The following is a 22,317-nucleotide window of genomic DNA, read 5'->3' on the forward strand; positions in this document are numbered from 1 at the left end:
TACGGGTGGCGTGGCGCTCCCCGCAATATGGTTTTCCGCCGATTGTGGCTCGCCATTCGCTCGACGACGAATCGTTTCTTCGCATCCAGAGTGCGTTGCTCGGAATGAAAGACCATCCCGAAGGTCGGGATGTGTTGCAGCGATTGAACCTCGACGGCTTCGTGCCTGACGACGACAAGGTATTCGACGGTATCCGCCGCCTCGTTGCGATTTTGAACTCCGGGCCGGTTTAGGGCCGCGCAGATGCTGTCCCATCTCAGCTACCGCTACAAGATTCCGCTCGCGCTGAGCGCAGTCATCCTGTTGACGGAAATACTCGTGACCTTCGCGCTTGTAAGCGTCGCGGTGTCCGATGCCAGAAATGACCTCGAAAGTAGCGCCCAGAATCTATGCCGTGTTCTCACACTGTCGGTTCGCGACCCGATGGTCAAGGACGACCTGTGGCGTGCATTCGAAGTGATTCGGACTCCAGTGACGGTCAGGGAACCCTCGAATCCGCTGAAGGAAATCGTTCTCTTTGATGCCAGGAGTCGCGTGTACGCGTCAACCTCTCCCCGGAAGGAACCCGTCCAGCGGCCGGTCGCCCAGCTTCCTGCCCAGTTCGGTACGGTCATCGCCCATCTGGGCGGCTCCGGTGACCCGTTCTTCTTCGATTTCCCGGGATTACTCGCGAGCCGCGACGTGACCGCCGGCATGCCGGTGAATTCCGACGACGGGAGCCGCCTCGGCTATGTTGTGCTGGTCTATGACGCCAATACCTTCTACGGCCGCGTGCGGTCGACGCTGCTCAAGCTCGCCGTAGCCACGGTGCCAGCTTTGTTGCTACTGATACCGTTAGGCTGGGTGTGGGGCGACCGGATGGCGAAACCGCTCCTTCGCCTCACGGCCGCCATGGGGCGAATTGGAAAAGAGCACCCTGAAAAAGTTGGCGCGGGTATCACAGCGCAAGGAAACGACGAAATAGGTCAACTGGAACAGCAGTTTCGGACCATGCTCGCAGAACTGGCGCAAAAACAGGATTTGGAGCGGGAAGTTGTCGTCTCCGAGAGACTCGCGGCCGTAGGCCAGGTCGCAGCCGGCATCGCACACGAAATCAACAATCCGCTCGGCGGTATGCTAAACGCCATTGACACGCTCAACACTCACGGTGAGCCCGATGCTCAAACAAAGAAGACGCTGGGGCTGCTCGAGCGCGGTCTCGGCCAAATCCGCGCGACTGTCGGCGCGTTGCTATTTGAAGCGCGACTGGACTCACCGGCGATGAGTCTGTCGGACTGGCAGGATTTAAAGCTGCTGATAGCACCGCAGATACAGGCTAAGCAGGCAGCGTTTCATTGGGACATTGAGCTGGACGAGGCGATAGCATTACCCGCACACCTCGTGCGCCAGCTTGTGCTCAACCTGCTGCTGAACGCCGTGAAGGCAGTGGAAGTTGGGGGACGCGTTGACTGCCTGGTTGCTGTCAACGGAATTGGGCTGCAAATAACGGTATCGAACACCGGTCAGCACATATCGGGTGTTGCCATGGAGCACCTGTTCGAACCGTTTGGGTCGGTTGCCATGGCCGAGGGTCGGCGGTCGCACAGCCTCGGATTGTGGGTGAGCTATCAAATCGTTACGCAGCTAGGTGGCACAATTTCAGTGGACAGTGCACCGGGAAGGACATACTTTGCCGTGCTGTTGCCGGTTACTTCTCCGTGAAACAGGAGAGCATCATGTCGACCACGCTCATCTGTGTTGTCGAAGACGACCCCATCATGGGCGAGTCCCTGGCTGACCGCTTCCGCCTGGAAGGGTTCGATGTGGACTGGCATACCGATGGTGAATCGGCGTTCGGTGCTATGCAGAATCGCCCTTATCAGGCCGTCATCAGCGATATTCGGCTGCCCGACATTTCAGGCGAGGACCTGTTTTCGCGTTCGGTGGCCGCGCACGGCTCCGTGCCGCCATTTGTTTTCATCACGGCCTACGCGTCAGTCGATACGGCAGTTGCTCTTCTCAAAAGCGGCGCGGCAGACTACATCACGAAGCCGTTCGACATTGGTGCGCTGGTCGACAAGGTCAGACTTCTCACCGGGACGAGTATACCTGACCGGGCCATGCCGGCGCAGAGCGAGCTAGGCGTGTCCGAAGCGATGCGGCGCCTTGCCGAACTGGTGCCGAGAGTCGCAGGTCGAGCCAAATCGATTCTGATTACCGGCGAATCGGGTGTCGGCAAGGAAGTGCTCGCTCGGTTCATTCATCGACATGCGCCCGGCGACGCATTTCCGTTTGTCGCAGTCAACTGTGGTGCCGTTCCGGAGACGCTTCTCGAATCCGAATTTTTTGGCCACGAGAGAGGAGCCTTCACTGGCGCGGAGCGGCAGAAGAAGGGGTACTTCGAACAGGCCGAGGGTGGCACGCTCTTTCTCGATGAAATAGGCGACTTGCCTCTGTCGATGCAGGTGAAGTTGCTGCGGGCGCTGCAGGAGCGACACGTCACGAGAGTCGGGGGTGAGAGAGGGTTCGCAACCACCTTTTGGCTGGTCTGCGCAACGAATCGGGACCTCGCGGAACTGGTCCGGGTCGGGAAGTTTCGAGAAGACCTGTTTTACCGCATCAACATCCTGCAGCTACGCGTCCCGGCACTTCGCGACAGGCCCGACGATGTCCTCTGGCTTGCCCATCGTTTCGTACGCGACATTGCGGGCCGGCTTGGTGAACCAACGAAACTGTTTCATCCATCGGCCGAAGCGCGATTGGCGACATATGGATGGCCCGGGAACGTTCGAGAGTTGCAGAATCGCCTTGAGCGAGCATGCATCGTGTGTTCCCGCAACATGCTTTTTTCGTCCGACATCTTCGAGGAGGACGGGTCTCAGGCTGTAGCAGCGCTGGATATGGATACTCCACTCGACGGCTACATGACCGCATGCGAAAACGCGTTCATTCGCGCCGCACTGCTGCAGCACCAGGGCCACATTTCCGAGACAGCCCACGCCCTCGGCATTTCAAGGAAGAGCCTGTGGGAGAAAATGCGTAAGCATGCGATTGCGGCCGAGCCGCTTCATTGAACCGCACTCGCAGGTGCGTCGCTATGCAACGGGAGTACGCGCATGGAATCTCATGATAAGGACGAGCCGCTCGAGACCCGACCGGTTCAGGTGAGGGGTCAGGTGCAGGGTATTGGCTATAGGGATGCCTGTGCACGTCGTGCGAGTGCGTTAGGCAGGAAATCGGCAACGGGTGTCAGACGCGACGTGCTTTGACGCTCCGAACGTGCCGCGCGCGGTTCGTCGCGAAGCGCGCCTGTTGCTTACACGTCCCTCGTCAGCAGGAGTGGACATGCGCAAGTTGCTCATAACAATCACCTTAGTGTTGCTTTCGATTGCAGTCCTTGCCGTTGTCGCGACATACGCTGTGATAGTCTGGGTTACTGCCGATTAGGAACCTTCGCGGGCTGTGCGCACAGGTTCCCGGCATCCCTATCGACGTGCTCCACCTGTGCAGGCTCTGCGCACTCCATAGACGGGGCGGTGCGGTTGACCAAAATCCGGCGCGCCGCTCTATCGGGCCACTTTAAAGACTCGTAGCACCGTCTTTCCGCCTGCATCTTTCAGTGGAAAGTAGGAGCGGTGCGTGTCAGGGGCTATCGCCACGACATGCGCATTGGGGCCGACGAAGCCATCGCCCACTTTCGATACTGTCTTGTCCGTAACCTGGAACATGGATAGAACGCCGGATTCCGCCGCGACGTATAGCAGTCCCAGCTGGTCATCATATGCTAGAACGTCGGGGTCCTTGCCTACCGCGAAGGACGATACGACGCGTCTGAGGCGCAAATCGACCACGATGAGCCTGGCGTTGTCTTCGCACGCCACAAAGGCGAGGTGCTGCGCAGCGGAAATTAGAAGCCCATGGTTTCCTTTCGCTTCGGGCAACACAACGCGACCGACGATTTGGTCCGTCGCCGGGTTCACTTCAACCAGTTCTCTGTGCGTCTGGTCGTTGAGGAAGACGTGCTTCGAGGCCGGGTCGTATTGTGCGTTTCCGACCTCGCCGCCTAGACTAATCGTCGAAATGCGCCGATTCGAACTAACGTCGACGACCGTCGTTGTGCCGCCGTTTTTGTCCGACACATAGAGCTTGTGTTCCTCCGGCGCGTAAGCCATGCCGTCGGGGTACGCACCGGTCGGGACGCGTGCAGATACGGTAAGCGTCGCGATGTCAATGGCAACTACTTCATTCGCGCCCGTGGCGGTAGCGTACACACGCCCGAGTTGCGGAATCGCAAGCACGCCGTGAACAGATGAGACATTCGGAACACGCCCAACGACCCGGGAGGTTTGGGTGTTGAAGACAACGACTTCGCTGTCTCCAAGATGAGCGATGAAAAGCAGATGCCGGTCAGCGTCGTAGCTCTCATAGTCGAAGCGTGTTGTAGCGCCGCCAAGTGGCACGTCGTCAATTATTTCCAGAGGTAACGTAGGGGGCGCAGCCGTTGCTTCGACTAACGAAGTGCCGCTGGCGGTTGACGCGAGAACAGCGGTTGCCAGAGCGATGCCGGCGAATACTGGACGTGGGAATGTCATGTTCGACGCCGTGGATTTCGTCGTTGGACGTGCCGCAATCAGGTCGCCGGTGGCCAGCCGTGTGTTTCGCTCTGACAGTCGCGACACCACGCATAGAGCGCGTCATACATGACCATGCCATGCGAAAGCATCTCATGGTCATCTGCAAAGATTCGCGATAGACCCAGTGATAGAGCCAGCAACCCTGGTGCTTGCGCAGCCAGGTCGAGCCGGGCCGTATCGGCTCCGCGTACGATGACTGCAAGCGTGGCCAGAGCCGGGTCCGTCAACTGATATTCCACGAGGAAAGTATCGAAGCTGCAATGTTCGCCAACGTGTGAGAATTTTACTCCAGGAACGTCGAACGGTATCGCACCTTCACGCTCGGCGACTACCGGCACCTGGTCTGTTGGCACGAATAGAAACTCCGGCGACTCATCGATGAATCGGGCAATTAGCCATGGGCAGGCTATACGGTCGATTTTCGGGCGTTCACGCGTGACCCATTTCATGTCAGCCTCCGCGTCGGCTGTGCGGCACTGAACCGTTGCGCAGCATTTTCCCAGTTCAATAGCGTGAAGAGCTGGGTGAGATACTCATTGCGCTTGTTCTGGTACCTCAGGTAGTACGCGTGTTCGAAGACGTCGAGAACAAGGATGGGTTGAATACCCCACGCTGTCAGCTTCTGATGATTTTCACACTGCAAGACCATCAGCTTCCCGGTTGTTGGATGGTATCCGACAACGCCCCAGCCAGACGCTTCTACCGCTAGCGTCGCCGCGAACAGCTGAGCCTTGAACCTGGCGTACGAACCGAAGTTCTTGTCGATTGCCTTCGCAAGTTCACCTTTAGGTTCGGCGCCTTTGCCCGAGATGCTGGTCCAATAAATCGTGTGCAGGATGTGGCTCGAGAGCTGGAACGCCAACTCTTTCTCGTAGAACTTCGCCAATGCAAAGTCGTTCGAATCGCGTGCCTTCGCAAGCGCCTCTTCCGCCTTGTTGGCAGCGACCGCTGCTGGCTTGTGATGGAAGTTGTAGTGAACTTCGACGGTTCGGGCGTCAATAATCGGCTCGAGTGCGTCGTATGCAAATGGTAGTGGCGCTGCCGAATATTTACCGTCCGCGTCTACGAGCTTGTCACTGTACGCAGTTTCCTCAGCTGCCTGCAGCGCATCGGCGGAGGCCAGAACCAGGCCCGCGCCTACTGCAGTTGTCTTGTGTAGAAAATCTCTTCGGGTCGCCACATGCTTCTCCCTTAGTTTGCGAGAGACGCCTCTCTCGGCTGCAGCGCCACATCCGCCGACCAAAGGGCCATTTTGAAGGCCCCAGATTGGCGCGGCGCGAACTGTGAGTCACCTGCTCCTGCGACGAATCGTAGGCCTGAATCGCCCACAAAGCAAAAATAATTTGTAGCGTGCGTAACTTTGATGTAGGTTACGTAACATGAACGAAATTACCGACTGGCTGCTCCTCGTGCTCACGCTCCCGACCGACAACGCAACCGCGCGCATGCGCTATTGGCGCGCCTTGAAAACCAAAGGCTGCGCTGTCTTGCGGGACGGGGTGTATCTGCTTCCGGACGGAGAAGGCGCGGGCGGCGAGATGGGAGAAATGTGCGAGGGTATTAGCCAGGCGGGGGGCACTGCCTATCTGATGCGGTTCCCAAGCCGCGATGCGGTGCAGGAGCAGGAATTCCGGGGGCTGTTCGACAGAGCCGACGAATATGCGACGCTGCGGCGCTCACTCGACGAAAGCCGGAAGTCGCTCGCGAGCCTTGCGCCTGCGGACATCACCAAGGTCCTGCGAAAAACGCGAAAGGAGTTTGAAGCGCTTTCGGGCATCGATTTCTTCCCGAACGAAGCCACGGTCCGTGCCCAGTCAGCCTGGCAAGACTTCGTCGCCGCTACCGATGCGGTGCTGTCCCCTGGGGAACCCCATCAGACGGAAGGCACGATAACCCGTCTTAAGCCAGAGGAGTACCAGGGCCGAGTTTGGGCGACCCGTCGGCGGCTCTGGGTCGACCGCGTGGCAAGTGCATGGCTCATCAGGCGGTTCATCGACCGCGACGCCCGCTTCGAGTGGCTCGCCTCTCCGGATGATTGTCCCCCGGGCGCGGTCGGTTTTGATTTTGATGGCGCCACATTCACACACATTAATGACCGCGTGACCTTTGAAGTTTTAGCGGCCAGCTTTGGTATCGACGAAGAGCCGGGTATGGCAGGACTCGCAAGCATGGTTCACTCGCTCGATGTCGGCGGCATCGTCGTTCCCGAGGCGGCCGGATTTGAGGCGGTGATGACAGGCGCCACACAGCGCGGCCTGAGCGATGACGAACTGCTGAACGAAATGAGCCAGATGCTTGACTCGCTGCTCGCGCATTTTGCAGCGGTGGAAAAGGGAGCAGCCAGGCGACGGAGGTGAAGGGGCTTCTGAATGGTCCCGCAGTAGCTTTCTCCGTTCAGTGTCCGTTGCCAATCGCCATGGAAAACCCGGCGTCGCAGTTACACCGCCCGCGAGATTTGCAACACCGGTCTGTGATGATGCCGCCGAAGTATCGGCACACCGCTAAACATTCAATCGCAAGCTGATGCATTCGGAGTTTCAAGTGCAACAAAGTCAACTGGCACCAGATAACGAAATGAACAATCAGCGCATTGAGGCGGTCGAGTCGGTGACCTTCGGCCAGGCGCTTTGGTACTGGCTCAAGCTAGGCTTTATCAGCTTCGGAGGTCCGGCAGGGCAGATTGCCATCATGCATCAGGACCTGGTCGAGCGAAAACGCTGGATTTCCGAGAAGCGGTTCCTGCACGCGTTGAACTACTGCATGGTCCTTCCCGGACCGGAGGCGCAGCAGTTGGCCACATACATCGGTTGGCTGATGCACCGCACGTGGGGCGGCATAATCGCCGGGGGATTTTTCGTTCTTCCGTCGCTTTTCATTCTGATAGGACTGTCTTGGGTCTACATGGCCTTCGGCAGTGTTCCGGCCGTCGCAGGCGTGCTTTACGGCATCAAGCCGGCGGTCACGGCCATCGTGGTGTTCGCCGCGTACAGGATTGGCTCTCGCGCACTGAAGAACGCGTGGCTGTGGGCAATTGCGGCGGCGGCATTCCTCGCCATCTTCGTGGCCAATGTCCCGTTTCCTCTCATCGTTCTGGTGGCCGGTGTCATTGGTCACTTTGGCGGTAAGTACGCTCCGTCCAGATTCGTGGTCGGCGGAGGACACAAGTCGGGTGAAAAGGCGTTTGGTCCCGCACTCCTTGACGACGACACGCCCACTCCGCGACACGCGCTCTTCACATGGAAGCGATTCACGGTCGTGCTTGCGACCTTCATGCTTATATGGCTCGCGGCCATCGTGGCACTTTCACTCACCTACGGCTGGGCAGGAACACTTACGCAAATGGCCTGGTTCTTCACCAAAGCCGCCCTGCTAACTTTCGGGGGCGCGTATGCGGTGTTGCCGTACGTCTACCAGGGTGCCGTCGATAACTACCACTGGTTGACCGGACCGCAGATGATAGATGGCCTGGCGCTCGGAGAGACGACGCCTGGACCGCTCATCATGGTGGTTTCCTTTGTCGGGTTCGTTGGCGGCTGGACCAAGGCAGTGTTCGGACCGGATGCAATATTGGCCTCTGCTATCGCCGCGTCCATCGTTGTGACGTTCTTTACGTTCCTGCCGTCTTTCCTGTTCATTCTGCTCGGCGGTCCCTTCATCGAAACGACCCACGGAAATCTGAAATTTACTGCGCCGTTGACAGCCATCACTTCCGCTGTGGTTGGCGTCATCGTGAACCTGGCTGTGTTTTTTTGCCCTTCACGTGTTGTGGCCACATGGCACGCACGGCGGATTCGAATGGCCCTCGCTGCTTATAGGTGTGGCTGCTGGTATTGCGCTGTTCCGGTTCAAGGTCGGGGTGATACCCGTCGTGCTTGGATGCGGTGTCATCGGACTCGCACTGAGATTGCTTGCTTTTTGAGGGACCTTTCTCCAGAACCAGTCGCCGATGCTGCCCACTCACGCTCCCGCACGTCAATAGAAGACCAGATAGCCTTTTACGGTCTTTCGCGCGTCAATGGATATGCCGGTGATGGATGTCGGGAAAGTGCGCATGTGTGTGAGTAACAGGCGCGTGCTGATGAGGATGCGTGTGGGGCTCCTCACCGTCCCACTCAAACTCGTGCGTGTGCTGATGGTGCTCGTCGTGCCGATGCCGATGGTTGTGGCTCAGAACCTCGTGAGTGTGCGGATGTTCATGCCGCTCACGGATATGAAGCCAGATTCCCAAAGCCATGAGCATGGCCGCAATCCAGAAAGACAGCGATGGCACCTCTGGCCAGAGGAAAAGCGATAACGCGACGCCGAATACTGGGGCGACAGAAAAATACGCGCCGGTTCGGGCGGTACCGAGATTTCGCAGGGCGATGACAAAAAGAACCAGGCTCACGCCGTAGCCAGCGAAGCCGGTGAGCATGGCAGCCGCCATCTTCCCGACGCCCGGCAGATGCGCACCGAGAAGCAGTGCGATGCACAGATTGACTGAGCCGGCGACAAGACCTTTCAGACATGCAATGACCATCGCGTCGTTCGCCGACACCTTCCGCGTCAAATTATTGTCGACTGCCCAGGCAACGCAGGCTGCGACGACGAGCAGTGCACCGGGCGACACGGCCGTGTCGCCCGGCTGCCACGAAAGGACGCCGCCGCCTGCCACTATCGCGACCATCCCGAGAAATATCGGCACGTCGACGTTCTCGCGGAACACAACCCAGGCAATCACCGCCGTGAACACGCCTTCAAGATTCAGTAGTAGGGAACTGGTTGCAGCGGGAGTCGTGCTGAGACCGAGCATCAGCAGCGCAGGTCCCGCCACCCCGCCCGCTGCGATTGCCCCAAGAAGCCAAGGCACTTCGGCGACCTGAATCCGGCTTTCGTTCTGGCGCTCTCCAGTCGTGCGGCGGAGGCGCTGAACAAGAATTCCGACGGCAAGACCGACGCCACTTCCTAGGTAAAAGAGGCCTGCGACCATGAAAGGCGACAGCGTGCCAAGCAGCGTCTTGGCGAGCGGAGTCGTCGCGCCGAATAGCGCGGCTGCTAGAAGTGCGGTGAAAGCGGCGTTGTGACGTGCGTTCATGGATTGACGGCTGCAAACATTAACCGGGTTTGGGAAGTATCTAGCGAAATCCGCGAGTACGGAGAATTTAGCGTAAACACCCAATAGCCCCACCCCCTATGGTAGACTTCGACAATTATATACCCCGGTGGGGTATCTGGAGGGTGCGATGGGTCATACGGTGCAGGAAAAACAGAAGCTCCTTAATAGGGTTCGCCGTATCAAGGGGCAGGTCGAAGCCATCGAACGGGCGCTTGAGGAAGAGCACGGCTGCTCCGACATCCTGCAGCGGATTACCAGTTGCAGGGGAGCGATGAACGGCCTTCTTGCCGTCGTACTGGAGGACCACATCCGGAATCACCTTGTCGATGCGGAAAGCGGCGAGGAGCCAGGTGACAGCGCGACCGAACAGCTCATCGAAGTTGTTCACAGCTATTTCAAGTAAGGCGAGTTGGAAATGAGTGAATTCAAAGACGCCGCGTTTGGCGCGGGGCACGACCACATCTTCCTTGGCGCTGGTCACGAACAGAACGAACGAAAGACGTGGGCCGTGATTGCGCTGTGCAGCGCGATGATGCTGATTGAAATCATCGGCGGAAGCATGTTCGGGTCACTCGCGCTCGTTGCCGACGGCCTGCACATGTCGACACATGCCGGTGCGATGCTGATTGCGGCGCTCGCATACACATACGCGCGCAAGCACGCCACCGACTCCCGCTTCGTGTTCGGTACCGGCAAACTTGGTGACCTCGCCGGGTTCACGAGTGCCATCGTACTCGCCATGATTGCAGTGCTGATTGGCTACGAGGCGGTGTCGCGTTTTCTGTCGCCGGTACCCATTCACTTCGGCGAAGCGATTCCCATCGCGGTGGTCGGCCTGCTGGTCAACCTGGCAAGCGTTTGGCTGCTGAGCGGCGGCGACCACGGTCATAGTCACGGACACGGTCACGCTCATGGTCACGACGACCATGCTCATGAAGACGAGGTGCGGAACATTTTTGCGCCGTCCGGTGTGTTTGCCGTTTCCATCTTCGAGGATGGGGTGCCGCCCGTCTTCCGCATTACACCGGTCACGGGGGGTTCGCGACCGGACGCCGCAACGGTGTGCGTTACGACGGCGCGACGCGATGGGACGCAACAGGTATTCGCGCTAGCGGACCGTGGCGACTATCTGGAATCGAAGGAAGACATTCCTGAGCCGCACGCCTTCAAGGTCATCGTGCGGATGCCGGACGGCGAGCACGAAATCGAGTTCGAAGAACCTGAACACTGCCACGACTCGCATGAGGCAGCGACCCGCGACCACAACATCCGGTCGGCCTACATTCACGTCATGGCTGATGCGGCGGTCTCTGTACTCGCAATCATTGGCCTTGTACTTGCGCGCACGTTTGGATGGATGTGGATGGACCCGCTCGCTGGTGTCATCGGCGCGCTGGTGATTGCAAACTGGTCGTACGGCTTGATGCGGGACACGGGCGCAATCCTGCTCGACATGAACTCCGACCGACGTATGGCGGAGAACGTGCGTCATGCCATCGAGGACCGTGGCGACAAGGTCGTCGACCTGCACGTATGGCGGGTGGGTCCAGGTCACATGAGTGCCGTGGTGTCGGTGGCAACGGGTGAACCCCAGCGAGACTCGCGCTTCTATCATGCGGTGCTCGAGCGCTTCAACGGGCTGTCGCATGTCACCGTTGAGGTGCAACCCGCTCAAGCGCCCGCCTGACCCATGGCAGTGAAGTGCCACGCGTTGCGGTGTGTGACTTCGACGGCAGGACCTGGACGGTGTCGGGTGTTTTCGTACCCACGTACGAAACACGAGGATGGAAGAGGATGACCGACCACCGGCGCCCTCAGGTGATTGATGGCCCGCCCGGCGCGAGGTAAGGTGAAGCGGGAATCACCAGAGTTATCATTCAAAATGAAGCCGGGCCGCACCGCCAGTCAGGACCGCGTTTCTAGAAGCACGTCCTCCCTATTTGTGGGCGACCCGTAATGTGCCGTACCCCGTGAACTTGCTCCGGCGGTTATCCGTCCCACGTTAAGCAGGTGCAGTGATGACTTCTGTCGTGCTGAATTCCACCATCACATGTCCGCAGTGCGGGCATAGGAAAGAGGAGACGATGCCGGCCGACACCTGTGTGTGCTTTTACGAATGCGCCTATTGCAAAACTGTGCTCAGGCCGAAACCCGGGGATTGCTGTGTGTATTGCTCCTACGGCACCAGCAAGTGCCCGCCGATGCAGCAGTCCGGCTCTCGCTGCGCCTAACCAAGCCCACGCGCGCTCGGGTTGACCCGGCAATCACAGCTTCCGGAAGGTGCAGTAAAGAAACTGCTGAGCGGCGCCAGCAGGCGTGTGGTGGTCTTCAAGTGTGCTTGTTACCAATTCGAACCCTGCACCGAATTCGTCGGAAAGCTGCTGAGCATCGTATCGCCTCACGTCGAGCCCGCTGCACCTCACTGGTCCCATTGGCCCGAATGTGGCAATCACAACGCGGCCATCTGGCCGGAGCGCTCTCGTCAACAGGTGGATGTAGGCGTCTCGCTGCGATGACTCCGTCAAGAAGTGGAAGACGGCGCGGTCATGCCACACGTGGTATCGATGCTCGGGTAGGTCGGCCAACGTAATGTCGGATTCGACCCACGTTACCTGCCCGGCGATAGAACCTAAACGCTGTTTCGTCGCATCGAGAGCGACAGTGGACATATCGAGCACCGTCAGGTTTCGGTATCCGCGCTGAAGTAAATCATCGACCAGCGTCGATTCTCCTCCGCCCACATCAATGATGGCTGTGTTCCGGTCTGGCACTGCCTCGTCAATCAGTCTCAACGAAGTATCCAGGTGCGGACGATACCAACTGACCGCATCGGATGCTTTGGCACGGTAAACGGCCTCCCAATGCTCCTTGTCGTCCATAGCGTTTCCTTGGCTGTGCATCCCGCATCTCCGTGCTACTCGAACCCCTTTTCCCACCCTGCGGCCAGTTCGCTTTGTGCGAGGCTTCGGCGACCCTCAGGCGCAGGGAGCGATGGCCGGGCTTATGTAACTCGAGGCATCATCAACGTTATGACCGCAGGCACTCAAGAATGCCCCTCGTCGCGACGCTCGTCGCCAGGCGGTCCGTTTCTTCGGACGGATACCACTCGCAGTCGGATATCTCATTTTGCGGGTGCGGCCTATCTGAATCCAGTACCGTTGCTTCGAACACGTGATGCAGATTGTCCTTGCCGCCAAATTGAAACAGGTACGTTACTGCCTGCGCGACGAGACCGGTCTCTTCCCGGAGTTCACGGGCAGCCGCGTCTGCAGGTGGTTCTCCCTGCTTGATTTTTCCGCCCGGAAGCGCCCATCTGCCCTCGGCCCTACGAACAAACAGGAATTGCCCGTTGCGCTTGCAAATCAGCGTGGCTCGTTCTCTCACTATCCCGCTTCCAATATTTTGAAGGTCAACCTTGGTCGCCGCGCGCCGTTGGGGAAAATCGCGGACCCGAACACAAAATGATAGCGCAGAACACATTTTGGTTGCGACCATCGAGTAGGGTTAGGGACGTCTTATTCCGGGCAAGGAGCAGCGATGCTGTCGGTGCCTAGACAATGGGGGTATCGCGTTCTCCAGAGTTGCGGGCCTGTTGCCAAATTTCGATGGCCTCCCTTGCTACGTGTATGCTGATGACAAGACCAACGGCCAAATCCGTATAACGCCATCCGGTCGCGAGGACCACCAGGCCGGACGCAAGAACACCGAAATTCGCCACTACGTCTGCGCGCGTACATATCCAGCTAGCTCGCAGATGGACTTCGCGTTCCCGGTACTGCGCGAGCATCCGCAGGACCGTGACGTTGACGCAGAGCGACAAAACGGAAAACCCGACCATTGCGGCACCGAGCGGGCCGCTTCCGAACAAAAATCGGCGAATCACGTCGGCGACAATACCGACGCTCAGGAGCATGAGCGTTGCGCCGGTACAGCGAGCGGAGTACTGCTTGAATCGCAGGCCCCTTGTCACCGCCATGAGCCCGAGTCCGTACGCGGTCGCGTCGGTGAGCATGTCCAGCGCGTCGGCCATCAATCCGCTTGGCTGGGCGCAAAGGCCGGCCGCCATGCCGACTACGAACATGGTGGCGTCCAACCCCAACGCGATACGAAGCGTCTTCCGTTCTTTTTCGGTGTTCGCCGATGCGTGGCTGCAATCGCCAGACATCATCAGTTCTCCGGTCCCCTGACGCTCGCTTCCATTCCAGTCCCCATGTAGTCCGACGCATTTCAAGCCGCGATTACCCAGGAAGCGCTACCCCGAACGTTTGCAGCAGTAAAAACGCATTGAGAGACAGGACGATGGCGGCTGCTACCGTGGCCAATATGGTAGTGAACCTGCGGTTCTTGCGAGCGCCCATGATGTCCTGTCGACAACTGAACCATAGCAGCGCCATCATCGGAAACGGCAAGGCAAGACTCAACACGACCTGGCTGATGACAAGCGCATTGGTCGCGTTCACGCCGAAACCAACAACGACAAAACTGGGCACCATTGTCACGACCCTTCGCACCCAAAGCGGGATACGAAAGCCAATGAAGCCCTGCATAATCATCTGGCCGGCCATCGTGCCTACGACCGAACTGGATATCCCAGAGGCAATTAGCGCCAAGAGAAAAATGCCCGCAGCCCCTATGCCCAACAGAGGCACCAGGGTGTGATATGCCGTTTCGATTTCGGCGACGTCAGGATGACCCGCGTGGAATGCGCCGGAAGCCATGATGACCATGGCCATATTGATAAGGCCGGCGGTGGTCAGTGCGATGACGACCTCGAGGTTCGAATATGCCAGCAGCGTGGTGCGTTCGGCCTCTGTCTTTGGGAGCACGCGACTTTGAGTTAGCCCCGAATGGAGAAACAACGCATGTGGCATGACCGTGGCGCCCATAATGCCGACAGCAATCGTGAGAGCTTCTGAATCCGGAAGATGCGCTGAAAACGTATGCATGAAGACTGCTGGCCAGGCGACCGGTACGATGAATAGTTCGGCAAGGTAAGACAAGCCAATCACACCGACCAGTCCCCCAATTGCAAGTTCGAGTGGACGGAAACCGGCACGCTCAAACAACAGAAGCGCATAGGTCACGAGAGCGGTGACAACCATGCTGACAAACAACGGCATGTGGAACAGCAGGGACAGTCCGATTGCTCCGCCCAGAAACTCGGCCAAATCCGTGGCCATCGCGGCCACCTCGCTCACGCCCCACATGAGAAGGACGAGGGGCTTCGGGAAGTGTTCGCGGCAGAGCTCAGCGAGGTTTCGTCCGGTAACTATCCCCAGCTTCGCTGAAAGCGCCTGAAACAGCATGGCTATCAGATTCGCCAACAGCACGACCCAGAGGAGCGTATAGCCGTACTTCGCGCCAGCCTGAATGTTCGTCGCGAAGTTCCCCGGGTCCATGTAGGCGATTGAGACGACCACCGCCGGGCCGAAAAATGGCAGGAACACCCGCGCGCCCCGACCTTCGAGTCGCTCCCGTATCGCCGACGTCGTTTGCTCCGTCAGCGTTTTACCTCGGTCCTTGCGACGAGCACGGTCGTCCATTGCCACTCCAGCCTGTCACCGGCTGCACGCACTGCGGGTCAGCGGTCTGTCTGCCCATTACAACATCATTTGCCCGCGTGCTTGGCCTGCCATTTCTTCATGTACGCAATTTCCTCATTTTGTGCCTTGATGATGCTCCTGGCGAGTCGCTTCATGTCGGCGTCCTTGCCGTACTTCAGTTCCACTTTCGCCATATCGATGGCGCCCTGATGATGGGGAATCATGTGCGCCACAAAGTCCTTGTCGGTATTGCCATCGTATGGGGGAGCGCTCATCTCTTTCATCATCTTTTCATCCGCTTCCTTGAACGCTGGCGTTGACGGGCTTGAGCCAGTATCCGCCGAAGTGGACATATTCATTCCCGGCATGGATGCGCCTTGTTGCGCGCTGGCGGGATGTGCCGCAACGGTCAATACGAGGCCCGCGCAAATGGACGCGGCGCGCAGAGCGAGAAGGCTTTTCATCTTGAATCTCCTTATAAGAAAGGTCATTTCGAGTGGCCACTGTGTTGATGGTGTGCATGGTCACGAGAGCTATGGCTTCCGCGCGGACCATGGTCATGGTCCCCGCCTTCCATCATTCGCATCATCTCGGGGCCGCCGGTCCTGAAAAAGACGACCATCAGAATGAGAAAGACGGCGCCGAAGATGATGTCGAGCACGGCGGTGTAGTTGAAAGTAATTGCTGTATCGACGACTGCGGTATGCCGTTCCTTCGGAACCCATCCAAGCAGCTGGAACAGTGACTCAACTACCAATGCGGCCGCGACCATCGCGACATAAAAGGTAACGGCCAGAAACGCAGTCATCCTGCCGCCGTAGTACTTCCTGTAGATGTTGAGGATGGGAAGAATGATGAGGTCGCCGAAGATGAAAGAGGCCACCCCACCGAAGCTGATGCCACCGTTCCACAGCACTGCGGCGAGTGGCACGTTCCCGACCGAACAGGTAAACGACGCAACAGCAATCAGTGGGCCGACAAACGCGCCCCAAATCATCGCGGCCGTCGGATGGCTGACGAGAAAAAACTTCTGCCAGAAGCTGTCGGGCACCCATGCGCCGAGTGCGCCCGCGACGAGTAGACCGATACCGATGTCGCGCCACAGCATCGACCAGTTCATCACGTAGCTGTGGCTGATGGCTATCCACCCCTCCCGCGAAGCGAGACGTTGCTTCCAGCTCCCGTGCTGTTCGCCCATCGACATGGCCGCATGACCTTCCATGCTGCCGGCGATTCCCCTGTTTGCCTGCTCGACAGCTTCCTTCTTCAGCGAGTCCTTGAGAAAGAACCTGAAGAGCAGCACGAGTACAACAATCATGATGGGACCACCGATAAACTCAGCTGCGGCAAACTGCCACGAAATCAGTACCCACATCAGCACGCCGAGTTCGAGTACGAGATTCGTCGCTGCGAACTGGAACGCCATTGCGGCCGTGAAGTCGCCGCCCTTGCGCACGATGGAGCGAGCCATTGCGACGGCGGCATAGGAGCAGGAGGAAGACGCGGCGCCGAGCAGACTGGCGACGGTCAGCGACCGGGGAGATGCGTCAGGCAGAAGCCTGGACATCTCGGACTTCGAGACCACGACTTCAATTACGGCGGAGAACAGGAAGCCGACACTCAATCCCCAGAATATCTGCCAGAACATCGTAAAGGCCATCCAGAGAGCATGACCTAGGGCAGTGACAATCTGCATCGCAACCTCCTGCGTGGAAGCTCCTATATGAGCGGCGCGCGGTTATAGAAGTAGATACCGTGAGGCGATTTTCCGACCTTGATGGTGTTAACGAGCTTGTGGGTTTTCATATCGATGACGCCGACGTAGCGGGTGAACCGGAAGGTCACCCACAGGTATCGTTTGTCGGGCGTCAGTTCCATGTCATCGGGACCAGCAAGCAAACCGTTGATGGTGCCCACATTGGTCAGCGTGTTCTGGTCGAGAATGCTGATAGTGCTGCCAACCCGGTTCGACACCAGAATGTGCTGTCCGTCGACGAGCGACCGGAAGTTATGCGCACCTTTGTCCGTGTGAATGGTTTTCACGATTTTGCGCGCCCGCCAGTCAATGACTGCGACGTAGTCCGCGCCGGTCATGCCAATCAACAGGTATTTGTCCCCCGGCGTGAGCCAGAGACCGGCGGGCGACTTGCCGACGGGCATTTTCCAGAGCACGGTTTGGGTTGCCAGGTCAATCGCCGCGACCTCGCCTGAGACCTGCAGGGTGACGAAAACAATCTTGCTGTCAGCAGAGAAAATCATGTGGCTCGGCATCGCAGCCAGCGGCACGCGCTTGGCGAGCGCGAAGTTTTTTCCGTCGTAGTGATAGATGTCCACACGGTCAAGGCGCAAGCCGTTCGTGACGAACCATTTACGGTCGTAGGAGAATCCGAGTTGATATGGGTCCTCGATGCCTTGAAGCCAGCGCTGGACTTTCCCCGTTTTCGGGTCGGAAAGACGAGATTGTTGGCAACCGAGTTCGCGATAATCAACGACTGATTGTCGGGCGTCGCCATGAGGTGATGGGGTTCCTTGCCGACAGCAATCGTGTCGACGACTTTCTGCGTCGCCTCATCAATCAGGCTTACGCTGGCGTCGGCTGAATTCAGCACGATAACGTTTTCAGCGTGCGCCGGAAGCTGAAACCCCAAGGCGAACAGTAACGCACAAATCGGGAGCCGCATTTCGTCTACCTCCGTGGGACGGCGTCGTCAGCCTTTGACCGTGGGATGGAATCCTGCCTCTTCGATGACGGCGACCAGTCGACCCAATGGCAGTGCCGAATCGATTTTCACGACTTTGGTGGTGACATCGATGTCCAGCGTGGCTGCCGGGTCGACACTGTTGACCGCGCGCGTGATTGAGTTTGCGCACCCGCCGCATGACATATCTTTGACTTCGAACTCCATTTTCTGCTCCATTAGCAAATTGGAACCCCAAGCTTGAACCTTCCCATGGCAGGAAGGTCAAGTACCGCGACACGTCTGCTGGCGAGTCGTCGTCGCAGGTCAGAGGCGGGGCAGGAAGACAGAGGGTGAAATCGCCAGAGTGCAGTTACACACTGACACGGTCTCTGTCTTACAGCCTTCCTGAACTGCGTGCTAGACTTCTGGACTATGTCCTATTGGCGCAAACTCTTCGTCGTCGTGCTGCTGATACTGAGCCTTCCGGTTCAGTCGTTCGCGGCCGTCTCCATGAAATGCGGGTCGTCGCATTTCGGGAATGAAGTCGCGTCTGCGCACCATGAAGACGCTGATGAGTCGCTCCCGCACCATCACACGCATGAGGTGACAGTGGCTGGCAGCGACCATGACAGCCATTCCCATGGCGGCGATTTGCACCATGCTCATTCGTGCTCGACATGCGCATCCTGCTGTTTCGGCGGAGCTTTGCCGGCCGCCCCCACGGTGGCGACATCCGCCGCCGCTGTTCATTTTGCTCTTCCGATTCCCCCCTCCGACCGCATCGCGTCGTTCCTGACCGGCGGCATCGACCGTCCTCCCCGAATCTTCCTCGTCTAGTCCTTCTGTCGCGGCCGTAGCCGCGATGCGAAATTTCGACCTGAAGGCCTGTCGGCTATCCAGGTGACTTACGACGAGAAAATCCATGCGAATCTTTATCGCGGCGCTAGCCGGGGCGGCGGCATTGTTGCCGGCGCTCGTGCACGCCACTACTGCACTTCCTGACCCGACGGATGCGGCTGCATCGGTTCCGACGGTTAGCGTGCCGTCCGTCTTTGCGGACTATCAACCATACCGGGACCAGAAAGCGCCCAGCTGGCAGGAGCTCAACCGGACAGTAACGACCTCGCCCGGAAAGCGGGGGATGAGCCACAGCCAGATGCCTTCCGGCGGCGCCGGTGCCAAGAGTAACGACCCCACCTCTCATCAAGAGGAGTCGGCCAAATGATGCGGCATTTCTTTTCGTGCGGCCGCGTCGTCGCTGCGGCCACCGCACTAGCGTTTCTTGCCGGCTGTACGACCTTTTCAAAGGACGGCGGCTTTAACACCGTTTCGACGACCGCATCGGAGCGTCTTGGGAAGGACGCCTTGCTGGTGAAGACCGACGAGGACCGCGAGGCGGTTGCAAAGCGGACGCAGGAACTTCTTTCAAAGCCGCTCAGCATGGACGACACCGTGCAGATTGCCTTGCTGAACAATCGGGGACTGCAGGCTTCATACGGGGAACTCGGCATCTCCGAGGCCGACCTGGTACAGGCCGGACGCCTGCCTAATCCGGGATTCACGTTCAGTCGCGCGCATGGGAACGACTCCCTGAGCATCAATAGAACCTTTACGCTCAGCTTGCTGAATGTCCTGACGATGCCGCTCGCGACGCGCATTGAGAGCCGCCGCTTTGAACAGACCAAGCTGCTGACTGCAGATGCGATGCTCAAGGTCGCGGCCGACGCCCGCCGGGCCTATGTCAACGCGGTTGCAGCCCAGCAGTCGGCCGCGTACGCCGCGCAGGTAAAAGATTCCGGCGAGGCCGGTGCCGAACTCGCGCTGCGGATGCAGCAGGCGGGTAATTTCAGCAAGCTCGACTACGCGCGCGAGCAGGCGTTCTATGCAGATGCCGTGGCGCAACTAGCGAAGACGCGACAGCAGTCTGTCGCCGCTCGGGAGAAGCTGACCCGCACGATGGGCCTGTGGGGAGCGGGCACGCAGTACAAGCTGCCCGACCGTCTGCCGGACCTGCCCAAGGACCGTCCAGAGCTGAAGGACCTTGAGAGCTTCGCGATGCAGAACCGGCTGGACATCCAGGCGGCGAAGCTGCAGACGCAGAGCGTCGCATCGTCATTGGGTCTGAGCAAAGCGACGCGTTTTATCAACGCGCTGGATGTCGGATATCAGAACAATTTCACGACGTCCGACGGCCACGAACAGGGCTACGAAATCAGCGTCGAGATTCCCATCTTTAACTGGGGCGGTTCGAAGGTTGCACGCGTCGAAGCAATTTACATGCAGTCGGTCAACCGCGTCGCCGAGACCGCGATTAACGCACGGTCCGAAGTTCGCGAGTCGTACTCGGCCTACGTGACCGACTACGACGTCGCGAAGCACTACCGCGACGAGGTCGTACCAATCCGCAAGACCATTTCCGACGAACTCATGCTTCGCTACAACGGCATGCTCGCGAGCGTGTTCGAACTGCTCGCTGATTCGCGCGACCAGGTCGGCGCGGTGAACGGCTATATCGACGCGCTGAAGGACTACTGGCTTGCGGAGACCGACTTGCAGCAGGCAGTCGGTGGTCGTCTCCCCCCGCTCGCGATGGCCTCAGCGTCATCCGCACCCACGACGCAACCGGCGTCGTCTACAGATTCCGAAGGTAAATGAAATGGTGTCACGTCGAGATTTTATTGGTGGCTCCGGGGCGGCGCTGCTGGGAGCAGCACTGGTCAGCAAGGCTGGCGCTGCGTCGCTGCCTGAGGCGCCCACGATGGCCAAGCCCACGATGCAACCGCCGCTCACGCCTCCAAATGGCCGTCCCTATACGCCCGTTGCAACGCTGAATGGCTGGTCGCTGCCCTGGCGAATGAAGAACGGCTGGAAGGAATTCCACCTGACTGCGGAGCCCGTGGTACGTGAAATGGCACCCGGCATGAACGCGAATCTCTGGGGCTACAACGGCCAGACGCCGGGGCCGACCATCGAGGCAGTGGAAGGCGACAAGGTCCGCATCTTCGTGACCAACAAGCTGCCGGAGCACACCACCGTTCACTGGCACGGGATGCTGTTGCCATCGGGCATGGATGGCGTCGGCGGCTTGACGCAACCGCATATCCCACCGGGCAAGACTTTCGTCTACGAATTCGAGCTCGAGAGGCACGGCACCTTCATGTATCACCCGCACGCGGACGAGATGGTGCAGATGGCGATGGGAATGATGGGCACGTTCATCGTTCATCCGAAAGACCCCGGCGTCATGCAGGTCGACCGCGACTTCGTGTTCATCATGTCGGCGTATGACATCGACCCGGGCAGTTTCACGCCGCGCGTCAATGAGATGACCGACTTCAACATGTGGACGTGGAATGCGCGGGTGTTTCCCGGTATCGACCCGTTGCCCATCCGTGCTGGCGACCGCGTGCGTATCCGCTTCGGCAATCTCACGATGACCAACCACCCCATCCATCTGCACGGTTACTCCTTCGAAATAGCCGGCACGGACGGTGGCTGGATTCCGAAGGGCGCGCGCTGGCCGGAGGTCACATCCGACGTCGCGGTCGGCCAGATGCGCGCCATCGAATTCACGGCGAACCGGCCCGGCGACTGGGCGTTTCACTGCCACAAGTCGCACCACACGATGAACGCGATGGGACACCAGGTACCGAATTTCATCGGCGTGCCGCAGAAGGACCTTGCCAAACGCATCAACAAGCTGGTGCCAGATTACATGGCAATGGGCAGCACGGGTGGCGCGATGGGCGAGATGGAGATGCCGCTGCCCGATAACACGCTGCCGATGATGACCGGCACCGGCCCCTTTGGCCCGCTGGAGATGGGCGGCATGTTTAGCGTCGTGAAGGTTCGCGAGGGACTGGGGCGCAACGACTACCGCGACCCGGGCTGGTTCAAACACCCCAAAGGAACGGTCGCCTACGAATACACCGGTGAGCTACCGGAGAGCTGATTTTTGTCTGGCCGGCATGCAGCCGGCCCAACTTTTGTTTAACGCAGGGGAAAGAGTGATGAAGAACGTATTTGCATTGATTGCAGTTAGCTGCGCATTGGCAATCTCCGCATCGGCCTATGCGGCCGGCGACACGGGCAACATGGACATGAGCAGCAGCAGTGCCAAACCGGCCGGCGAAAACGCCGCCATGTCGCATGGGGAAATCAGGAAGGTCGATGCTGCAGCCGGGAAGCTGACCATCAAAGCCGGCCCGATAGAGAATCTGGGCATGGAAGCCATGACGATGGTGTTCAAGGTGAAGGACCCGGCAATGATTTCGCAGGTCAAGGTCGGCGACAAGATTGATTTCGTGGCCGAAGAAGTGAACGGCGTCGCGACGGTAACCAAGCTGCAGAAGCCGTAATGGTGCACGGGGTGTTGCCATTAAAAG

24 protein-coding genes and 1 pseudogene are annotated in these 22,317 nt (G+C 58.9%); 13 read left to right on the forward strand and 12 right to left on the reverse strand.

Annotation, left to right across the window (positions count from 1 at the left end):
* The 3 genes from PQR02_RS26805 to PQR02_RS26815 form a co-directional block, all read left to right on the forward strand.
* The coding region (locus PQR02_RS26805) for a PhnD/SsuA/transferrin family substrate-binding protein (RefSeq protein ID WP_408238399.1) at nucleotides 1-233 on the forward strand (233 nt) is incomplete at its 5' end.
* Nucleotides 234-243: 10 nt separating this feature from the next.
* Nucleotides 244-1,701, forward strand: a complete 1,458-nt coding sequence (locus PQR02_RS26810; RefSeq protein ID WP_408238402.1) for a sensor histidine kinase — start codon at nucleotides 244-246, stop codon at nucleotides 1,699-1,701.
* Between the two features lie 14 nt (nucleotides 1,702-1,715).
* Entirely contained in the window at nucleotides 1,716-3,053 is a 1,338-nt protein-coding gene (locus PQR02_RS26815) for a sigma-54-dependent transcriptional regulator (protein ID WP_408238405.1), read from the forward strand.
* Nucleotides 3,054-3,545: 492 nt separating this feature from the next.
* On the opposite strand, the gene PQR02_RS26820 is transcribed toward PQR02_RS26815, so the two are convergent.
* Genes PQR02_RS26820 through PQR02_RS26830 form a run of 3 tightly spaced genes read right to left on the reverse strand, consistent with a single transcriptional unit; the run spans nucleotide 3,546 to nucleotide 5,793 of the window.
* Complete coding sequence (locus PQR02_RS26820; RefSeq protein ID WP_408238408.1) at nucleotides 3,546-4,571, reverse strand: YncE family protein; 1,026 nt, start codon at nucleotides 4,569-4,571, stop codon at nucleotides 3,546-3,548.
* A 38-nt stretch (nucleotides 4,572-4,609) separates the two neighbouring features.
* Nucleotides 4,610-5,062 carry a chromate resistance protein ChrB domain-containing protein gene (locus PQR02_RS26825; RefSeq protein ID WP_408238411.1) on the reverse strand — a complete coding sequence of 151 codons (453 nt, stop codon included), beginning with the start codon at nucleotides 5,060-5,062 and terminating at the stop codon, nucleotides 4,610-4,612.
* Nucleotides 5,059-5,793, reverse strand: a complete 735-nt coding sequence (locus tag PQR02_RS26830) for a superoxide dismutase (protein WP_408238414.1) — start codon at nucleotides 5,791-5,793, stop codon at nucleotides 5,059-5,061. The genes PQR02_RS26825 and PQR02_RS26830 overlap by 4 nt, the downstream gene beginning before the upstream one ends.
* Nucleotides 5,794-5,992: 199 nt before the next feature.
* Here PQR02_RS26830 and PQR02_RS26835 point away from each other — a divergent pair, with 199 nt between their 5' ends.
* Together PQR02_RS26835 and chrA are read left to right on the forward strand one after the other, a co-directional pair.
* The gene (locus PQR02_RS26835; RefSeq protein WP_408238417.1) at nucleotides 5,993-6,970 is read left to right on the forward strand and encodes a chromate resistance protein ChrB domain-containing protein; all 978 of its coding nucleotides are present in this window, start codon (nucleotides 5,993-5,995) and stop codon (nucleotides 6,968-6,970) included.
* Between the two features lie 184 nt (nucleotides 6,971-7,154).
* Entirely contained in the window at nucleotides 7,155-8,678 is a 1,524-nt protein-coding gene (gene chrA, locus PQR02_RS26840; RefSeq protein ID WP_408238420.1) for a chromate efflux transporter, read from the forward strand.
* On the opposite strand, the gene PQR02_RS26845 is transcribed toward chrA, so the two are convergent.
* Nucleotides 8,626-9,687 (reverse strand): DMT family transporter, encoded by a 1,062-nt coding sequence (locus PQR02_RS26845; RefSeq protein ID WP_408238423.1) that lies wholly within the window; start codon nucleotides 9,685-9,687, stop codon nucleotides 8,626-8,628. The two genes, chrA and PQR02_RS26845, sit on opposite strands and share 53 nt — an antisense overlap.
* A 148-nt stretch (nucleotides 9,688-9,835) precedes the next feature.
* On the opposite strand from PQR02_RS26845, the gene PQR02_RS26850 reads away from it, so the two are divergent.
* The 3 genes from PQR02_RS26850 to PQR02_RS26860 all read left to right on the forward strand — a co-directional run bounded on the left by PQR02_RS26850 (nucleotide 9,836) and on the right by PQR02_RS26860 (nucleotide 11,939).
* Nucleotides 9,836-10,111, forward strand: coding sequence for a metal/formaldehyde-sensitive transcriptional repressor (locus PQR02_RS26850; protein ID WP_408238426.1), 276 nt, complete (start codon nucleotides 9,836-9,838; stop codon nucleotides 10,109-10,111).
* Nucleotides 10,112-10,123: 12 nt separating this feature from the next.
* Nucleotides 10,124-11,395 (forward strand): CDF family Co(II)/Ni(II) efflux transporter DmeF, encoded by a 1,272-nt coding sequence (gene dmeF, locus PQR02_RS26855; RefSeq protein ID WP_408238429.1) that lies wholly within the window; start codon nucleotides 10,124-10,126, stop codon nucleotides 11,393-11,395.
* A gap of 331 nt (nucleotides 11,396-11,726) precedes the next feature.
* Complete coding sequence (locus PQR02_RS26860) at nucleotides 11,727-11,939, forward strand: GDCCVxC domain-containing (seleno)protein (RefSeq protein ID WP_408238432.1); 213 nt, start codon at nucleotides 11,727-11,729, stop codon at nucleotides 11,937-11,939.
* A gap of 33 nt (nucleotides 11,940-11,972) precedes the next feature.
* Here PQR02_RS26860 and PQR02_RS26865 read toward each other — a convergent pair whose 3' ends face one another.
* From PQR02_RS26865 to PQR02_RS26900, 8 genes and pseudogenes are all read right to left on the reverse strand, one after another.
* Nucleotides 11,973-12,587, reverse strand: coding sequence for a class I SAM-dependent methyltransferase (locus PQR02_RS26865; RefSeq protein ID WP_408238435.1), 615 nt, complete (start codon nucleotides 12,585-12,587; stop codon nucleotides 11,973-11,975).
* 148 nt (nucleotides 12,588-12,735) lie between these two features.
* Entirely contained in the window at nucleotides 12,736-13,203 is a 468-nt protein-coding gene (locus PQR02_RS26870) for an NUDIX hydrolase (protein WP_408238438.1), read from the reverse strand.
* 55 nt (nucleotides 13,204-13,258) lie between these two features.
* The gene (locus PQR02_RS26875; RefSeq protein WP_408238441.1) at nucleotides 13,259-13,876 is read right to left on the reverse strand and encodes a cation efflux transmembrane domain-containing protein; all 618 of its coding nucleotides are present in this window, start codon (nucleotides 13,874-13,876) and stop codon (nucleotides 13,259-13,261) included.
* A gap of 70 nt (nucleotides 13,877-13,946) precedes the next feature.
* On the reverse strand, nucleotides 13,947-15,251 hold the full coding sequence (locus PQR02_RS26880) for an Nramp family divalent metal transporter (protein WP_408238444.1): 1,305 nt from the start codon (nucleotides 15,249-15,251) through the stop codon (nucleotides 13,947-13,949).
* A 65-nt stretch (nucleotides 15,252-15,316) separates the two neighbouring features.
* On the reverse strand, nucleotides 15,317-15,715 hold the full coding sequence (gene copM, locus PQR02_RS26885) for a CopM family metallochaperone (RefSeq protein ID WP_408238447.1): 399 nt from the start codon (nucleotides 15,713-15,715) through the stop codon (nucleotides 15,317-15,319).
* A 23-nt stretch (nucleotides 15,716-15,738) separates the two neighbouring features.
* Nucleotides 15,739-16,947, reverse strand: a complete 1,209-nt coding sequence (locus PQR02_RS26890; protein ID WP_408238450.1) for a permease — start codon at nucleotides 16,945-16,947, stop codon at nucleotides 15,739-15,741.
* Between the two features lie 23 nt (nucleotides 16,948-16,970).
* A pseudogene (locus PQR02_RS26895) lies at nucleotides 16,971-17,932 on the reverse strand (YVTN family beta-propeller repeat protein).
* Nucleotides 17,933-17,959: 27 nt separating this feature from the next.
* Nucleotides 17,960-18,157, reverse strand: coding sequence for a heavy-metal-associated domain-containing protein (locus tag PQR02_RS26900; protein ID WP_408238453.1), 198 nt, complete (start codon nucleotides 18,155-18,157; stop codon nucleotides 17,960-17,962).
* A 207-nt stretch (nucleotides 18,158-18,364) separates the two neighbouring features.
* Here PQR02_RS26900 and PQR02_RS26905 point away from each other — a divergent pair, with 207 nt between their 5' ends.
* The 5 genes from PQR02_RS26905 (at nucleotide 18,365) to PQR02_RS26925 (ending at nucleotide 22,290) form a co-directional block, all read left to right on the forward strand.
* Nucleotides 18,365-18,769, forward strand: a complete 405-nt coding sequence (locus tag PQR02_RS26905; protein ID WP_408238456.1) for a hypothetical protein — start codon at nucleotides 18,365-18,367, stop codon at nucleotides 18,767-18,769.
* A gap of 85 nt (nucleotides 18,770-18,854) precedes the next feature.
* On the forward strand, nucleotides 18,855-19,157 hold the full coding sequence (locus PQR02_RS26910) for a hypothetical protein (RefSeq protein ID WP_408238459.1): 303 nt from the start codon (nucleotides 18,855-18,857) through the stop codon (nucleotides 19,155-19,157).
* Nucleotides 19,154-20,587, forward strand: coding sequence for a TolC family protein (locus PQR02_RS26915; RefSeq protein ID WP_408238462.1), 1,434 nt, complete (start codon nucleotides 19,154-19,156; stop codon nucleotides 20,585-20,587). The genes PQR02_RS26910 and PQR02_RS26915 overlap by 4 nt, the downstream gene beginning before the upstream one ends.
* A gap of 1 nt (nucleotide 20,588) precedes the next feature.
* Nucleotides 20,589-21,884, forward strand: coding sequence for a multicopper oxidase domain-containing protein (locus PQR02_RS26920; RefSeq protein ID WP_408126987.1), 1,296 nt, complete (start codon nucleotides 20,589-20,591; stop codon nucleotides 21,882-21,884).
* Nucleotides 21,885-21,942: 58 nt separating this feature from the next.
* On the forward strand, nucleotides 21,943-22,290 hold the full coding sequence (locus tag PQR02_RS26925) for a copper-binding protein (protein ID WP_408238550.1): 348 nt from the start codon (nucleotides 21,943-21,945) through the stop codon (nucleotides 22,288-22,290).
* Nucleotides 22,291-22,317: the final 27 nt, after the last annotated feature.

Origin of the sequence: Paraburkholderia sediminicola, assembly GCF_046026895.1 — a bacterium.
Classification (GTDB): Bacteria; Pseudomonadota; Gammaproteobacteria; order Burkholderiales; family Burkholderiaceae; genus Paraburkholderia; species Paraburkholderia sediminicola_C.

Coding starts and splice junctions, on each gene's coding strand:
- PQR02_RS26810 (WP_408238402.1), top strand. CDS start 244: ATGCTGTCCCATCTCAGCTACCGCTACAAGATTCCGCTCGCGCTGAGC.
- PQR02_RS26815 (WP_408238405.1), top strand. CDS start 1,716: ATGTCGACCACGCTCATCTGTGTTGTCGAAGACGACCCCATCATGGGC.
- PQR02_RS26820 (WP_408238408.1), bottom strand. CDS start 4,571: ATGACATTCCCACGTCCAGTATTCGCCGGCATCGCTCTGGCAACCGCT.
- PQR02_RS26825 (WP_408238411.1), bottom strand. CDS start 5,062: ATGAAATGGGTCACGCGTGAACGCCCGAAAATCGACCGTATAGCCTGC.
- PQR02_RS26835 (WP_408238417.1), top strand. CDS start 5,993: ATGAACGAAATTACCGACTGGCTGCTCCTCGTGCTCACGCTCCCGACC.
- PQR02_RS26845 (WP_408238423.1), bottom strand. CDS start 9,687: ATGAACGCACGTCACAACGCCGCTTTCACCGCACTTCTAGCAGCCGCG.
- PQR02_RS26850 (WP_408238426.1), top strand. CDS start 9,836: ATGGGTCATACGGTGCAGGAAAAACAGAAGCTCCTTAATAGGGTTCGC.
- dmeF (WP_408238429.1), top strand. CDS start 10,124: ATGAGTGAATTCAAAGACGCCGCGTTTGGCGCGGGGCACGACCACATC.
- PQR02_RS26860 (WP_408238432.1), top strand. CDS start 11,727: ATGACTTCTGTCGTGCTGAATTCCACCATCACATGTCCGCAGTGCGGG.
- PQR02_RS26865 (WP_408238435.1), bottom strand. CDS start 12,587: ATGGACGACAAGGAGCATTGGGAGGCCGTTTACCGTGCCAAAGCATCC.
- PQR02_RS26870 (WP_408238438.1), bottom strand. CDS start 13,203: ATGGTCGCAACCAAAATGTGTTCTGCGCTATCATTTTGTGTTCGGGTC.
- PQR02_RS26875 (WP_408238441.1), bottom strand. CDS start 13,876: ATGATGTCTGGCGATTGCAGCCACGCATCGGCGAACACCGAAAAAGAA.
- PQR02_RS26880 (WP_408238444.1), bottom strand. CDS start 15,251: ATGGACGACCGTGCTCGTCGCAAGGACCGAGGTAAAACGCTGACGGAG.
- copM (WP_408238447.1), bottom strand. CDS start 15,715: ATGAAAAGCCTTCTCGCTCTGCGCGCCGCGTCCATTTGCGCGGGCCTC.
- PQR02_RS26890 (WP_408238450.1), bottom strand. CDS start 16,947: ATGCAGATTGTCACTGCCCTAGGTCATGCTCTCTGGATGGCCTTTACG.
- PQR02_RS26900 (WP_408238453.1), bottom strand. CDS start 18,157: ATGGAGTTCGAAGTCAAAGATATGTCATGCGGCGGGTGCGCAAACTCA.
- PQR02_RS26905 (WP_408238456.1), top strand. CDS start 18,365: ATGTCCTATTGGCGCAAACTCTTCGTCGTCGTGCTGCTGATACTGAGC.
- PQR02_RS26910 (WP_408238459.1), top strand. CDS start 18,855: ATGCGAATCTTTATCGCGGCGCTAGCCGGGGCGGCGGCATTGTTGCCG.
- PQR02_RS26915 (WP_408238462.1), top strand. CDS start 19,154: ATGATGCGGCATTTCTTTTCGTGCGGCCGCGTCGTCGCTGCGGCCACC.
- PQR02_RS26920 (WP_408126987.1), top strand. CDS start 20,589: ATGGTGTCACGTCGAGATTTTATTGGTGGCTCCGGGGCGGCGCTGCTG.
- PQR02_RS26925 (WP_408238550.1), top strand. CDS start 21,943: ATGAAGAACGTATTTGCATTGATTGCAGTTAGCTGCGCATTGGCAATC.